This window comes from Streptomyces sp. NBC_01408, from assembly GCF_026340255.1.
Taxonomy (GTDB): Bacteria; Actinomycetota; Actinomycetes; order Streptomycetales; family Streptomycetaceae; genus Streptomyces.
The window spans coordinates 1,482,864-1,495,413 of the sequence record NZ_JAPEPJ010000001.1 but is presented as its reverse complement, the minus strand read 5'-3'; the positions used below and the strand labels follow the sequence as shown (position 1 = coordinate 1,495,413).

The following is a 12,550-nucleotide window of genomic DNA, read 5'->3' as shown; positions in this document are numbered from 1 at the left end:
GGTTATGACCCTCCTGCACCTCTTCGACCTCGACGGGACGCTGATGTACGGCTCGGCGGCGCCTGTCGAGATCTCCCGCCAGCTCGGACTGAGCGCGGAGATCGCCGAGCTGGAACGGGCCTTCAGTGCCCGGGAGATCGGGCCGCACCAGTTCTCGGTGGCCGCGCACGCGTTGTGGGCGGATCTGATGCCCGCGCATGTCCGGGCGGCGTTCGAGGGAGCTCCGTGGCTCGCGGGTATCCGAGAGGTCTGGCAGGAGATCCGGGAGCGCGGGGACTACTGCGCGGTGGTCTCGCTGTCGCCCTCGTTCTTCGTGGAGCTGCTGCTCGAATGGGGCGCGCATGCCGCGCACGGCTCGGTCTTCCCCGCCGTGCCGTTCACCCAGCCCGTGGAGGAGGCTGGGATCCTGACTCCCGCGGGCAAGGTCACGGTGGCCGACAGGCTGTGCGCGCGGTTCGGCGTGAGCCGCAGCGACTGCGTGGCGTACGGGGACTCGGCGACGGACATGGTGCTCTTCGAGGCGGTCCCGGTGTCCGTGGCGGTCAACGCGCGGCCCGTCCTGACGGAGCGCGCCACCCACGTCTACGAGGGCCGGGATCTGCGTGAGGCATACCAGCTCGTCACGGTGGCACGCCCGAGAATTGACGCATCTTAGGAGGAAAGTGGGCTTGAAACGCTGATTTCCCGCGTTTCCCCACAGGGCTCTGGACCGGCTGGCACGCTGTGAAACCCGGAACCACGGATTCGAAGGCCGTGGCGTGTGCAGACCGACCGAGATGCTCGAAGCGAGGCACCGCATGGACGCTCCGCCCAACAGATCGGCCAGACCGGGGACGGGCCCGATACCCGCCGGGGGCGGCGGTGTGACCGAGCCCTCCCCGGACGCCGTCCTCATCCGCCGGACCCTCGCGGAGATCGCCCCCGTCGCAGACAAGGTGACCTCGTACTTCTACGCCCTGGTGTTCACCGGACACCCGGAACTGCGGAGCCTGTTCCCCGCTGCCATGGACGCGCAGCGCGACCGGCTGCTGAAGGCGCTGCTGACCGCTGCCGAGCACATCGACAATCCGGACGTACTCGTCCCTTACCTGCGCCGACTGGGCGCCGGACACCGCAAGTACGGCACCATGCCGGGGCACTATCCGGCGGTGGGTGAGGCCCTCATCAGTGCGCTGGCCCGATATGCGCAGGGGACGTGGGGGCCGGAGGCGCAGGCCGCGTGGGTGCGGGCGTACACCGCGATCTCACAGATCATGATCGACGCGGCGGCCGAGGACGAGGTGAAGGCCCCGGCGTGGTGGCACGCGGAGGTGGTCTCCCACGATCTGCGCACGCCGGACATCGCCGTGCTGACGGTCCGCCCCGACCAGCCGTACGCCTTCCTGGCGGGCCAGTACACGAGTCTGGAGACCCCGTGGTGGCCCCGGGTGTGGCGGCACTACTCCTTCGCCTCGGCACCCCGCACCGACGGGCTGCTGTCCTTCCACGTCAAGGCAGTCCCCGCGGGGTGGATCTCCAACGCGCTGGTGCGCCATGCCCGGCCGGGGGACGTACTGCGCCTGGGGCCGCCGGCGGGCTCGATGGTGGTGGACCACACCACGGACAACGGGATGCTCTGCCTGGGCGGCGGCACCGGTATCGCTCCGATCAAGGCGCTGATCGAGGACGTGGCCGAGCACGGGGAGCGGCGTCCGGTGGAGGTGTTCTTCGCGGCGCGCAGCGATGGAGACCTCTACGACAAGGACACGCTGCTGGGGCTCCAGCGCTCGCACCCGTGGCTTTCGGTGCGGCCGGTGGTCGGTGACTGGCTGACGGGGCAGCTGCCGCAGGCCGTCGGGGAGCACGGGCCGTGGAGTACGTACGACGCCTTCATCTCGGGGCCGCCCGCGATGATCCGCAGCGGAGTGGACGAACTCAAGCGGATCGGGATACCCGGTGACCGCATCCGGCACGACGCCGTGGAGGAGCTGGCGGGCGTGGCCGGCTGAGACCGCCGGGTCACCCGCCGGTCCCAGCCGCGCCCTTGTCGGTTCAGGCAGGGGGCGGCCGGCCGGTCAGCCCAGATCGGCGGCGTGCATGGCGCGTACGCCCTCGATGTTGCCGTCGAGGTAGTGCCGCAGGGACAGCGGAACGAGGTGGACGGCGGCGATCCCGACCCGGCTGAAGGGCACGCGGACGATCTCGTACTCGCCCTCGGGCTCGTCGATCTCGGGGCCGTGCCGTTGGCTGGGGTCCATCGACTCGAGGTGGCAGACGAAGAAGTGCTGCACCTTCACGCCCGTCACTCCCCCATCGGCGATGTGCTCGACGGTGTCGACGAAGCAGGGCACCACATCGGTGATCTTCGCGCCGAGTTCTTCGTGGACCTCTCGGTGGAGGGCGTCGACGACGGTGGCGTCCGAGGGCTCCACTCCGCCGCCGGGGGTGAGCCAGTACGGATCGACGCCGGGCTTGGTGCGCTTGATGAGGATCAGGTCGTCACCGTCGAGCAGGATCGCGCGGGCGGTGCGTTTGACCACGGGACGTTCGGTCATGGGAGAAGAGTGGCCCGCGACTCCGCTTCTGAAACGCGCAAGGGCCGGGAAAGAGCGGGGACTCACCAGTGCGAGGCGGCGCGCAGCAGCCGGTCATGGGCCCGGGCGACGTGTGCGAGGGCGAGGCCGCCGGTCCTGACCACGAGGAACCATGTGCGCAGCGGTGGGACCGGGGGTTCCAGCAGGGCGACGATCTGACCGCTGTCGAGGGCGGGCCTGCACAGGTAGCGGGGCAGTACGGCGAGCCCGGCGCCGGCCCGGACGCACTCCAGCACGGCCCGCAGGTCGGGCGCGACCACGGTGGCGGCGGCGGGCCTGGTGTCGGGCCGGGTGTCGAACACGGCGGCCCAGTAGCGGGTGACGAGCGGCAGGGTCTCGTGGACCTCGACGAGCGGGATGCCGTCGAGGGCGGAGGGGCCCTTGTCCCGCAGCCGGTCCGGGCCGACGAGCGCTGCCCAGTACGGGGCGGCGACCAGGACGTGCTCCTCGTCGCACAGCGCGGTGGCGTTGAAGAGTCCGCCGCGGGGCCGGGCGGTGGTGACGACAAGGTCGTGGTGGCCCGCGGCCAGGCCGTCGAGGGTCTCCTCGGCGTCGGTCTGGAGGGTGGTGCGCAGGGTGTGGCCCTGGCCGACGAGGGTCGCGAGAGCGGGGAGCACGCGCAGGCACAGGAACTCGGGGGGCCCGGCGACGTGGAGGGTGCGTAACGCGCCGGCGGTCTCGCGTTCGGCCTCGGTGATCCTCAGCAGGGCGTCGAGGTGCGGGGCAGCCTTGTGGGCGAGTTCGTCGCCGACGGCGGTGGGGGTGACACCGCGGGCCCGGCGGTGGAAGAGCGGCCGTCCCAGCTGGCGTTCGAGGGTGCGGATCTGGGAGGTGACAGCGGGCTGGGAGAGCCCGAGGAGCGCGGCGGCCCGGGTGAACGAGCCGGCCCGGTGCACGGCGAGGAAGGTGCGCAGCAGAGCCAGGTCCATAGCGGCACCTCTCGGTGGGGGCCTTCAACTATAAATATGCCGATAGGCCCCTGTCTCTACCGTGATTGGACTCTGACACAGAGTCAACTAGCCTTGTGCCCGTGGTTCTTCGCGCGCGGAACCCGGGGCGGTCCGAGCCATGAGGGGGGAGGCTCGGACCGCCCTTGCGTGGTCCGTTCAGCCCCTGCTACCTGCGGAATCGAGGGCGCGCAGGACGTCCGTGACCAGGTCTTCGGTGTCTTCGGCGCCCGCGGAGAACCGGATGAACCCCTCCGCCACGGCGTCCCCGCCCCAGCGTCCGCGGCGCTCCGCCGTGGACCGTACGCCACCGAAACTCGTGGCGTCCTCGACGAGGCGCAGGGCGGTCATGAACCGCTCCGCGTGCGCACGGTCGGGCAGGGTGAAGGACACCACCGACCCGAAGCCCCGCATCTGACGGGTGGCCGTCTTGTGGGACGGGTCCGCCGGCAGGCCGGGGTAGCGCAGCCCGGTCACGTCCGCGCGGTCGGCCAGGGCCTCGGCGACGGCCAGCGCGTTGGCCCACTGGCGCTGGGCGCGCAGCTGGATGGTGGCCAGTGAGCGGTGGGCGAGCCAGGCCTCCATCGGCCCGGGGATCGCGCCGACGACCTTGCGCCACTGCCGGACCTGGGCGGCGAGCTCCGGGGTGCGGCAGACGACGTACCCCAGCAGCAGATCGCCGTGGCCCGTCAGGCCCTTGGTACCGCTGGCGACGGAGAAGTCCGCGCCGAGTTCCAGGGGCCGCTGCCCGAGCGGGGTGGCGAGGGTGTTGTCCACGGCGACCAGGGTCCCGCCCGCGTGCGCGGCGTCCACGAGCCGGCGTACGTCGCACACGTCGAGCCCCGGGTTGGAGGGCGTTTCGATCCACAGCAGCCGGGCCCCTTCGAGGACCGTGAGCTGGGCGTCGTCGCCGGTGGGGGCGGTGCGTACCCGGATTCCGTAGGCCTCCAGCTGTTCGCGCACCAGCGGCAGCGCCTGGTAGCCATCGTCGGGCAGGACGACGGTGTCACCGGTGCGTGCCTGGGAGAGGAGGACCGCGGAGACCGCGGCCATGCCGGAGGCGAAGACGACCGTCTGCACTTCCTGGCCCGGGGCCTCCAACTCCCCGATGGCCCGCTCCAGCAGGGTCCAGGTGGGGTTGGTGTCGCGGCCGTAGGTGTACGGGCCTTCGACGTCGCCGGGAAGGTGGAAGTGGGCGGCGAAGACCGGCCCGGGCAGGGGCGGCTCGTTCTTGACGGGTTCGGGCAGCCCGGCGCGCACCGCCCGGGTGCCGTCACCGATCGGGGCCGCCGCGCCGGCGCCGGGGCCGGTCGCCACGTTGTCGAACTCGTTCACGTGGTGTGCTCCTTCACTGCTTCGCGTACGGCGTCCAGCAGGCCGGGACTTGCCGCCTCGACCAGCTCCAGGCACTCCTCGAACCCGTCGAGGGACCCGTAGTAGGGATCCGGTACGTCGGCCTCCGCGGGCTCGGCCGTCGGGTCGTAGGACCGCAGCAGCCGGACCTTGGCGGTGTCCTCGGGGGTGGGTGCCAGCGCCCGCAGGTCCCGCAGGTGCCCGGAGTCGAGTGCGATGACGAGGTCGAGGCGGGCGAACCAGGAGGGCCGGAACTGCCGGGCCCGGTGGTCCTGCGCGTACCCGGCGGCCTCCAGGACGGAGACGGTGCGCGGATCGGCGCCGTCCCCCTCGTGCCAGCCGCCGGTGCCGGCGCTGTCCACCTCGACCAGGCCGTCGAGTCCGGCCTCGGCCACGTGGGCGCGGAAGACGGACTCGGCCATGGGTGAGCGGCATATGTTGCCCGTGCAGACGAAGCACACGCGGTACATGGGCGGCCCGTTCAGTTCTTGTCGGGCAGGGCCATGTTCACGGCCCAGGAGACGATGGAGATGATCAGGCCGCCGACGACCGCGGTCCAGAAGCCGTCGACGTGGAAGCTGAGGTTGAACTGATCGGCCAGCCAGGAGGTCAGGAGCAGCATCAGGGCGTTCACGACGAGGGTGAACAGGCCGAGCGTGAGAACGAACAGCGGTAGCGAGAGCAGCTTCACCACGGGCTTGACGATGAAGTTGACCAGGCCGAAGACCAGTGCGACCAGGATCAGGGTGAGCGTACGGCTGCCGAGGCTGCTGCCGTCGTCGAGGGTGATGCCGGAGAGCAGCCAGATGGCGACTGCCAGGGCTGCGGCATTGGCGAGCGTCTTGACTACGAAATTCGTCATGTGTCTGATCGTGGCAGAGAAGATCCCGGTGGGACATCAGCAGATCAGCGGATGCCGGGCCACGACCGAGCACAAGGGGCACAACGACGATGAAGGCCTTCCGGCTGGACGAGCTCGAAGCGGAGCGGGTCGCCAATGACGGCGCGTATCTGCAGTTCGTGCGCGAGCGGAACATGTCAGTCGGGCTGTACGCGCTCGACGCGGGGCAGAGCGACCCGCAGCAGCCGCACCGCCAGGACGAGGTGTACTTCGTCGTGAGCGGACGGGCCTCGATCACGGTCGGGGAAGAGACCACGATGGTCGCGCGCGGCAGCGTGGTCTACGTCCCGGCCGGGGTTCCGCACAAGTTCCACCACATCGCCGAGGACTTGAGGGTGATGGTGGTGTTCTCCCCGCCGGAGGGGTGAGGGGACCCACCGGCTGAGGGTCGTGCCCCTGATCCCCCTAGGGGTCGGATCAGGGGACTCCGGGGGCTCGCGGGGGCCCGCGCGACGCGGCGGGCTCCTAGCATCGAGAGCAGGAACTCACTGATGAGGAAGAGGTTGAGGACATGGACGGCATCCGACAGGTTTTCGCGGGCATGCCCTGGTGGGTCAAGTGGGTCGCCGTTCCACTGCTGGCGCTGTTCGTCTTCGGAGGCGTGATCACCAGCATCCTCGGCGCCCTCATCGGGCTGGTCTTCAAGCTGCTCCTCTTCGTCGGACTCGTCGGCGGTCTGATCTTCGTCGTCAAGAAGTTCAGCGGCCGCACTTCGAAGTCCTCGTCCGGCGAGTGGTAGGACGCTCTCCCGCCGGAGGGTGCTGCCGTTGAGCCAGGTGAGGGAACGTGACGCCCGAAACCGCTCACACTCCGGGAACCGGCCGATAGAGTGGCAATCTGTGCCGTTTCCCCTGGGCACCGAACGTCGGTAAGACCGCACTGACCTGCGGTTATGTGCAGAGCAGCTGCCGAGCACGACCCCCAGGAGCCACGGCATACGCGGGGGCGGCCCCCGCAGGGCGGGCCACCCCGAGGCCTGCTGCCACGCCTGGGGGTGAGGTTTGACTTCGGTTCACAATGCCGGTGTGCCGACGCTGATCGGGTCGGTGCAGCGGGCGCTGAGGCTGCTCGAAGCAGTGGGTTCCCATAGCGAGGGAGCCCCGGCGAAACAACTGGCGCGCGAAGCCGGGCTCCCGCTCCCCACCGCGTACCACCTGCTGCGCACCCTGACGCACGAGGGCTATCTGCGCCGGGAGAGCGGCGTGTTCCTCCTGGGCGACGCAGCCGGGCGTCTTGCCGGTGCGGGACTCCAGCAGAAACGTCGCAGCATGATCCTCGACTCCCTCGCGCACTTCCGCGACGCGGTCGGGGCTCCCGTCTACTTCGCGGTCTACCGCGAGGGTGAGATCGAGGTCGTGGGCGTCTCGGACACCCCGGCCAGCCCGGCCTGCGAGGAGTGGGCCGACTTCCGTGAGACCGGCCACGCGCACGCCATCGGCCAGTGCCTGCTCGGCCAGCTCGACGAGGGGGCGCGCAAGGACCACTTCGACCGGCACCCGGTCCAGGCCGTCACCCCTTACACCGTCGCGGATCTACGGTCCCTGGAAGAGCGGATCAGCTCCCTTGGCCGGATGCAGCCGGTTACGGAGCGTCAGGAATACTCCCTGGGTACGGTCTGTGCGGCCATCCCGATCACCGCCGGCGATGCGGCCGCAACTATGGCAATTTCACTCCCTTTGCACCAAGAAGACCGATTGCGCTATGCGGTCGATCGACTACGGAGTGAAGTAGGCGCGCTGTTGAGCACCCTCTCGTTCTCTATCAGTATCTGAAAACTCACTCCTTGTGATCTGCTAGCGCTTCCACCACTCTTGTCAAGAGGGCTTGGGGGACCATTCCTGGCCACTTCCACTACAGCGGGGTAGGCAATGCGCGAGTCGGTACAGGCAGAGGTCATGATGAGCTTCCTCGTTTCCGAGGAGCTCTCGTTCCGAATCCCGGTGGAACTCCGGTACGACGCTCGTGACCCCTACGCGGTCCGCCTGACCTTCCATCTGCCCGGAGACGCGCCCGTCACGTGGGCGTTCGGCCGGGAGCTCCTCCTCGACGGCATCAACAAGCCGTGCGGTGACGGCGATGTACACATCGCCCCCACGCAGCCCGAGGAGCTGTCCGACGTCCACATCCGGCTCCAGGTCGGCGGCGACCGGGCCCTGTTCCGTGCCAGCGCGGCGCCGCTCGTCGCGTTCCTCGACCGCACCGACCGGATCGTTCCGCTCGGTCAGGAGCGCAATCTGGGTGACTTCGAGGAGAACCTCGACGAGGCTCTCGGCAAGATCCTCGCCGCGTCCCGGCAGAACGAGCAGAACGCGGGCTGAGGGAGCCCCGTACCTCGCGCCGGGGCCGTCCCTTTCAGCGCTTGCGCCGCCGGCCCCGGCCGCCGCGCCCCGGCCCGGAGGCCGGGGCGGCCGCTCCCGGCCGGTCGGCGGAAACCACCAGCGCCGCCAGCGCCGTGGTCACCGGGACCGAGGCCACGAGCCCGATCGAGCCCACGAGCGTCCGTACGATCTCCTCCGCGACCAGCTCGCTGTTGGCCACCGAACCCACGCTGCTGTTCGCGATCGAGAACAGCAGGAGGAGGGGTAGGGCGGCACCCGCGTAGGCGAGGACCAAGGTGTTGACCACCGACGCGATGTGGTCCCGGCCGATCCGGATGGCCGCCCGGTACAGGGCGCGCGGCCCCATCGACGGGTCGGCCTGACGGAGTTCCCAGACCGCCGAGGTCTGAGTGACCGTCACGTCGTCCAGTACGCCCAGCGATCCGATGATGATGCCCGCTAGCAGCAGACCGCTCATGTCGATGTCCGGGTAGAGACCGTGGATCAGCCCTGTGTTGTCGTCGGTGTTACCGCTGAGGTAGGCCCAGTCGATGAACACGGAACCCAGCAGGCCGATCAACAGCAGTGAGACGAGCGTGCCGAGGACGGCCACCGAGGTCCGGGCGGTCAGGCCGTGACACATGTACAGCGCGATGAGCATGATCGCGCTGGATCCGATGATCGCCACGACCAGCGGGTTGGAACCCTGGAGGATGGCCGGGAGGATGAAGAGGGTCAGCACTCCGAAACTGATGATCAGCGCGATCAGCGCGAAAAGCCCGCGCATCCGGCCGACGAGGACGACGGCGACGGCGAAGATGGCGGCCAGCACGGCCAACGGGAGCTTGCGGTTCACGTCGACCACGGAGTACTGGAGATCGCGCGGCGCATCCGGAGCGTAGGCGACCACCACCTTCTGACCGTCCTCCAACTGCCGTGGTGCGCCCGGCTGGACGATCTCGACGAAGGTGTGGCCCTTGTCCGGACCCGAGCCGATCTCGACGGTGGCCTTCTTGCATTCGCCCGTCTGTGCGGCCTGGGCCTCACGGCCCTCGGGGGTGGAGGTGTCGCCGGTGGGCGGCACCTGGGCGGCGTTCACGGATTTGCAGTCGACCTGCTCGAGCGAGATGACCTCGCCCTGCTGCGTCTGGCGGTCGAAGCCGACCCCACTGCGCTCGTGAGCGGGGGCGCCGCCTGGCCAGAGCACTACCATGCCGACGAGGACGGCGGTGGCGAAGGGGATCAGTACGGCCGCGATGACCTTGCGCAGGTGCTTCGAGACGGGTGCCGCCGGGCCGTGGCTGTGGCTGTGGGAATGGCCTGAGGCAGGTCCTTGACCTGAGTGTGCGTGGCCTGTGTGGCCAGTGGGCTCATTGGGCTCGGTGGGGGGCTGCGGCGTGGACGTCACCGGCAGATCATCGCAAGAGATGAGGGGGCCCACTGTTCAGCACGCCACAGATGACGCTAGCGTGGGGGCACCTTTGCACAACGCGGGAGCTCGGAGCACCGGGCTGAGAGGGCGCTGATCACCGTACGCGATCACAAATGCGTACGGGAAGAGGCTGCGTCGACCGCCGAACCTGTTACCGGGTAATGCCGGCGTAGGGAGATCAGGTCTCATGACCATTCAGGACGCACGCACGCCTGCCGTCAGCCAGGACGCCGACGGCCAGACCGAGCGCCAGCCGGGCTGGCACAAGGGATACCTGGCGGGCTCCCGCCCCGACCTCCGGGTGCCGGTCCGTCAGGTCCACCTCACCAACGGCAAGGACGTGACGCTCTACGACACGTCCGGGCCGTACACCGACCCGCAGATCGAGACGGACGTGCGCCGGGGCCTCGCCCCGCTGCGCGAGAACTGGATCATCAGCCGCGGCGACACCGAGGAGTACGCGGGCCGCCCCGTGCGCCCCGAGGACGACGGCATCAAGCACACCTCGCCGCGCGGTGGCCTCAAGAACCTCGACGCGGTCTTCCCGGGCCGCCCCCGGCAGCCCCGCCGGGGCCGTGGCGGCGCCGCCGTCACGCAGCTCGCGTACGCCCGCCGGGGCGAGATCACCCCGGAGATGGAGTACGTCGCGATCCGCGAGAACGTCTCCCCCGAGGTCGTTCGCGAGGAGATCGCCGCAGGTCGGGCGGTGCTTCCGGCGAACGTGAACCACCCGGAGATCGAGCCGATGATCATCGGCAAGCGGTTCCTGGTGAAGGTCAACGCCAACATCGGCAACTCCGCGGTCACCTCCTCCATCGAGGAGGAGGTCGACAAGATGACCTGGGCGACCAAGTGGGGCGCCGACACGGTCATGGACCTCTCGACGGGCCGCAACATCCACACCACCCGCGAGTGGGTGCTGCGCAACTCCCCCGTCCCGATCGGTACCGTGCCGCTCTACCAGGCGCTGGAGAAGGTCGACGGCCGTGCCGAGGACCTGACCTGGGAGATCTACAAGGACACGGTCATCGAGCAGGCCGAGCAGGGCGTCGACTACATGACGGTTCACGCCGGCGTGCTGCTGCCCTACGTGCCCCTGACCGCCCGCCGCAAGACCGGCATCGTCTCGCGCGGCGGTTCGATCATGGCCGCGTGGTGCCTGGCGCACCACAAGGAGAACTTCCTCTACACGAACTTCGAGGAGCTCTGCGACATCCTCGCGACGTACGACGTCACGTACTCGCTGGGTGACGGCCTGCGTCCCGGCTCCATCGCGGACGCCAACGACGCGGCGCAGTTCGCGGAGCTGAAGACGCTGGGCGAGCTGAACACGATCGCCAAGCGGCACAACGTCCAGACGATGATCGAGGGCCCGGGCCACGTCCCGATGCACAAGATCAAGGAGAACATCGACCTCCAGCAGGAGATCTGCGAAGAGGCGCCGTTCTACACGCTCGGCCCGCTGACCACGGACGTCGCGCCCGCGTACGACCACATCACCTCGGGCATCGGCGCCGCGATGATCGCCTGGTGGGGCACCGCGATGCTCTGCTACGTCACGCCCAAGGAGCACCTGGGTCTGCCCAACCGGGACGACGTGAAGACCGGCGTCATCACGTACAAGATCGCCGCGCACGCCGCCGACCTGGCCAAGGGTCACCCGGGTGCCCAGGAGTGGGACGACGCGCTGTCCGACGCGCGGTTCGAGTTCCGCTGGGAAGACCAGTTCAACCTGGCCCTCGACCCCGTCACGGCCCGTGAGTTCCACGACGAGACGCTTCCTGCGGAGCCGGCCAAGACCGCGCACTTCTGCTCCATGTGCGGGCCGAAGTTCTGCTCGATGAAGATCTCGCAGGACATCCGCCGTGAGCACGGCGGTGACCTGAAGGCCGACGAGATCCAGGCGGGCATGGCGGAGAAGTCCGCCGAGTTCGCGGCGGCGGGCAACCGGGTGTACCTGCCGCTGGCCGACTGACCGTCGTCAGACGTGCACTGTCCTGGGAGCTGGAGGGGGGTTCCCAGGGCAGTGCTCCGGCAGTGCAGTGCTTTCCTGCCTGCCTGGGATGTTTCACGTGAAACAGCGAGGCGTGTTTCACGTGAAACATCCCAGGCAAAACACGCACGCACGCGGACTGCGACCGGCGTCAGGCCAGCTCGGCCGGGAACCCGGTCGTCACTCCGGCTCGTGATCAGGGCCGCCGAAGTCCGGGCTCGTGAAGTCCGGCGCGGAGTAGCCGGGCCGATGACCCTGGGATGACGCGGCCCCGGGGCTGGTGAAGTCGGGCCGGGAGTACCCCAGGTTGGGGATGCGTCCGGCCCCTGGCGTACGGGGCGTCGGATATCCGGGACCCGCGCTCGGGTCGGCCAGGGCGTCTCTCAGGAACGGCATGATGCCCCGTTCCAGCAGGGCGTGCCTCCAGGCCTCGCGGGCACGGGAGACCTCGTCGGGTATCGCCTCCGTCTCGTCGGCCGCCACCTCGGTCGAGCTGTTGCGCACGGCCGTCACCAGCAGCCCGATCACAGCGAACAGCAGGGCGGCCGCTGTGAGCGCGCCGAAGAGCCAGCCAGCCGTCAGCATGGTGTCGGCGAAGGCGGGTTCGGGCTCCACCATCTTCAGGATGTAGCCCACGAGCAGGAAGATCAGCATGGCGGTACCCGCCAGCACCGGCGCGAGGACCGCGACCACCGCGCTGACACCCACACCATCGCCACTGTCCTGCCCGCCGTCCTCCTGCCCCGTCGTCCCAGGGGTGGACAGGAGTTCGTCGCGCCGTTCTCCGCGGATCTTCACGTAGTGGTCGTACTCGGCGGCGGCCGCAGCCGTCAGCAGCGCAGTGGCCCCCATGGCCATGGTGCGCAGCTGTTCGGCGTTGAGCCGTTCCCCGAGGGTGGCGAGCTCGGGTCGTTCGGGTGCGGTGCGCAGCGCCTCGTCGAGGAGCCGATCGAACTCGGGCCGGTCTTCGGTCAGCAGGTGCGGAGCGCTGGTCATGTGCATCCCCCGATGCTCCGTAGAAGCCGGTATGCCC

Annotated in this window: 14 protein-coding genes and 1 riboswitch; of the genes, 7 read left to right on the top strand and 7 right to left on the bottom strand. The window is 69.5% G+C overall.

Translation table 11 applies throughout. From position 1 onward, the window contains the following. Positions 1-4: 4 nt before the first annotated feature. A complete protein-coding gene (locus tag OG447_RS07020; RefSeq protein ID WP_266935583.1) occupies positions 5-655 on the top strand; it encodes an HAD family phosphatase in 651 nt (216 codons plus the stop codon). Between the two features lie 121 nt (positions 656-776). After that, positions 777-1,988 carry a globin domain-containing protein gene (locus OG447_RS07015; RefSeq protein WP_266935582.1) on the top strand — a complete coding sequence of 404 codons (1,212 nt, stop codon included), beginning with the start codon at positions 777-779 and terminating at the stop codon, positions 1,986-1,988. Positions 1,989-2,054: 66 nt separating this feature from the next. Here the strand turns inward: OG447_RS07015 and OG447_RS07010 are convergent, their stop codons facing one another. From OG447_RS07010 to OG447_RS06990, 5 genes are all read right to left on the bottom strand, one after another. Continuing rightward, positions 2,055-2,534 (bottom strand): NUDIX domain-containing protein, encoded by a 480-nt coding sequence (locus OG447_RS07010; protein ID WP_266935581.1) that lies wholly within the window; start codon positions 2,532-2,534, stop codon positions 2,055-2,057. A 62-nt stretch (positions 2,535-2,596) separates the two neighbouring features. Beyond that, positions 2,597-3,502, bottom strand: a complete 906-nt coding sequence (locus tag OG447_RS07005) for a LysR family transcriptional regulator (protein WP_266935579.1) — start codon at positions 3,500-3,502, stop codon at positions 2,597-2,599. Between the two features lie 177 nt (positions 3,503-3,679). Then, positions 3,680-4,855, bottom strand: a complete 1,176-nt coding sequence (locus tag OG447_RS07000) for a cystathionine gamma-lyase (RefSeq protein ID WP_266935577.1) — start codon at positions 4,853-4,855, stop codon at positions 3,680-3,682. Further along, positions 4,852-5,343 (bottom strand): low molecular weight protein-tyrosine-phosphatase, encoded by a 492-nt coding sequence (locus tag OG447_RS06995; RefSeq protein ID WP_266935575.1) that lies wholly within the window; start codon positions 5,341-5,343, stop codon positions 4,852-4,854. Before OG447_RS06995 ends, OG447_RS07000 begins: the two co-directional genes overlap by 4 nt. An 11-nt stretch (positions 5,344-5,354) precedes the next feature. Next, positions 5,355-5,735, bottom strand: coding sequence for a phage holin family protein (locus OG447_RS06990; RefSeq protein ID WP_266935574.1), 381 nt, complete (start codon positions 5,733-5,735; stop codon positions 5,355-5,357). Between the two features lie 89 nt (positions 5,736-5,824). On the opposite strand from OG447_RS06990, the gene OG447_RS06985 reads away from it, so the two are divergent. The 4 genes from OG447_RS06985 to OG447_RS06970 all read left to right on the top strand — a co-directional run bounded on the left by OG447_RS06985 (position 5,825) and on the right by OG447_RS06970 (position 8,092). Further along, entirely contained in the window at positions 5,825-6,142 is a 318-nt protein-coding gene (locus OG447_RS06985; protein WP_266935573.1) for a cupin domain-containing protein, read from the top strand. 143 nt (positions 6,143-6,285) lie between these two features. After that, the gene (locus OG447_RS06980) at positions 6,286-6,513 is read left to right on the top strand and encodes a DUF5326 family protein (protein WP_266935572.1); all 228 of its coding nucleotides are present in this window, start codon (positions 6,286-6,288) and stop codon (positions 6,511-6,513) included. A 295-nt stretch (positions 6,514-6,808) separates the two neighbouring features. Beyond that, positions 6,809-7,546, top strand: coding sequence for an IclR family transcriptional regulator (locus tag OG447_RS06975; RefSeq protein WP_266938786.1), 738 nt, complete (start codon positions 6,809-6,811; stop codon positions 7,544-7,546). A 96-nt stretch (positions 7,547-7,642) separates the two neighbouring features. Then, positions 7,643-8,092 carry an SsgA family sporulation/cell division regulator gene (locus OG447_RS06970; protein WP_266935570.1) on the top strand — a complete coding sequence of 150 codons (450 nt, stop codon included), beginning with the start codon at positions 7,643-7,645 and terminating at the stop codon, positions 8,090-8,092. Between the two features lie 34 nt (positions 8,093-8,126). Here the strand turns inward: OG447_RS06970 and OG447_RS06965 are convergent, their stop codons facing one another. Further along, positions 8,127-9,533 carry a YibE/F family protein gene (locus OG447_RS06965; protein WP_266935568.1) on the bottom strand — a complete coding sequence of 469 codons (1,407 nt, stop codon included), beginning with the start codon at positions 9,531-9,533 and terminating at the stop codon, positions 8,127-8,129. A 39-nt stretch (positions 9,534-9,572) separates the two neighbouring features. Next, a riboswitch (TPP riboswitch) is annotated at positions 9,573-9,717 on the top strand. Between OG447_RS06965 and thiC the strand changes: the two genes are divergently transcribed. After that, positions 9,712-11,499: a phosphomethylpyrimidine synthase ThiC gene (gene thiC, locus OG447_RS06960; protein WP_266935566.1), complete on the top strand. Its 1,788-nt coding sequence runs from the start codon at positions 9,712-9,714 to the stop codon at positions 11,497-11,499. Its footprint overlaps the riboswitch before it by 6 nt. A 198-nt stretch (positions 11,500-11,697) precedes the next feature. On the opposite strand, the gene OG447_RS06955 is transcribed toward thiC, so the two are convergent. After that, complete coding sequence (locus OG447_RS06955) at positions 11,698-12,519, bottom strand: hypothetical protein (RefSeq protein ID WP_266935564.1); 822 nt, start codon at positions 12,517-12,519, stop codon at positions 11,698-11,700. Positions 12,520-12,550: the final 31 nt, after the last annotated feature.

What these genes read in the sequence shown, in the direction of transcription:
- OG447_RS06985 (WP_266935573.1), top strand. Translation starts at nt 5,825, where the DNA reads ATGAAGGCCTTCCGGCTGGACGAGCTCGAAGCGGAGCGGGTCGCCAAT.
- thiC (WP_266935566.1), top strand. Translation starts at nt 9,712, where the DNA reads ATGACCATTCAGGACGCACGCACGCCTGCCGTCAGCCAGGACGCCGAC.
- OG447_RS07010 (WP_266935581.1), bottom strand. Translation starts at nt 2,534, where the DNA reads ATGACCGAACGTCCCGTGGTCAAACGCACCGCCCGCGCGATCCTGCTC.
- OG447_RS06980 (WP_266935572.1), top strand. Translation starts at nt 6,286, where the DNA reads ATGGACGGCATCCGACAGGTTTTCGCGGGCATGCCCTGGTGGGTCAAG.
- OG447_RS07020 (WP_266935583.1), top strand. Translation starts at nt 5, where the DNA reads ATGACCCTCCTGCACCTCTTCGACCTCGACGGGACGCTGATGTACGGC.
- OG447_RS07005 (WP_266935579.1), bottom strand. Translation starts at nt 3,502, where the DNA reads ATGGACCTGGCTCTGCTGCGCACCTTCCTCGCCGTGCACCGGGCCGGC.
- OG447_RS06995 (WP_266935575.1), bottom strand. Translation starts at nt 5,343, where the DNA reads ATGTACCGCGTGTGCTTCGTCTGCACGGGCAACATATGCCGCTCACCC.
- OG447_RS06970 (WP_266935570.1), top strand. Translation starts at nt 7,643, where the DNA reads ATGCGCGAGTCGGTACAGGCAGAGGTCATGATGAGCTTCCTCGTTTCC.
- OG447_RS07015 (WP_266935582.1), top strand. Translation starts at nt 777, where the DNA reads ATGCTCGAAGCGAGGCACCGCATGGACGCTCCGCCCAACAGATCGGCC.
- OG447_RS06990 (WP_266935574.1), bottom strand. Translation starts at nt 5,735, where the DNA reads ATGACGAATTTCGTAGTCAAGACGCTCGCCAATGCCGCAGCCCTGGCA.
- OG447_RS06955 (WP_266935564.1), bottom strand. Translation starts at nt 12,519, where the DNA reads ATGCACATGACCAGCGCTCCGCACCTGCTGACCGAAGACCGGCCCGAG.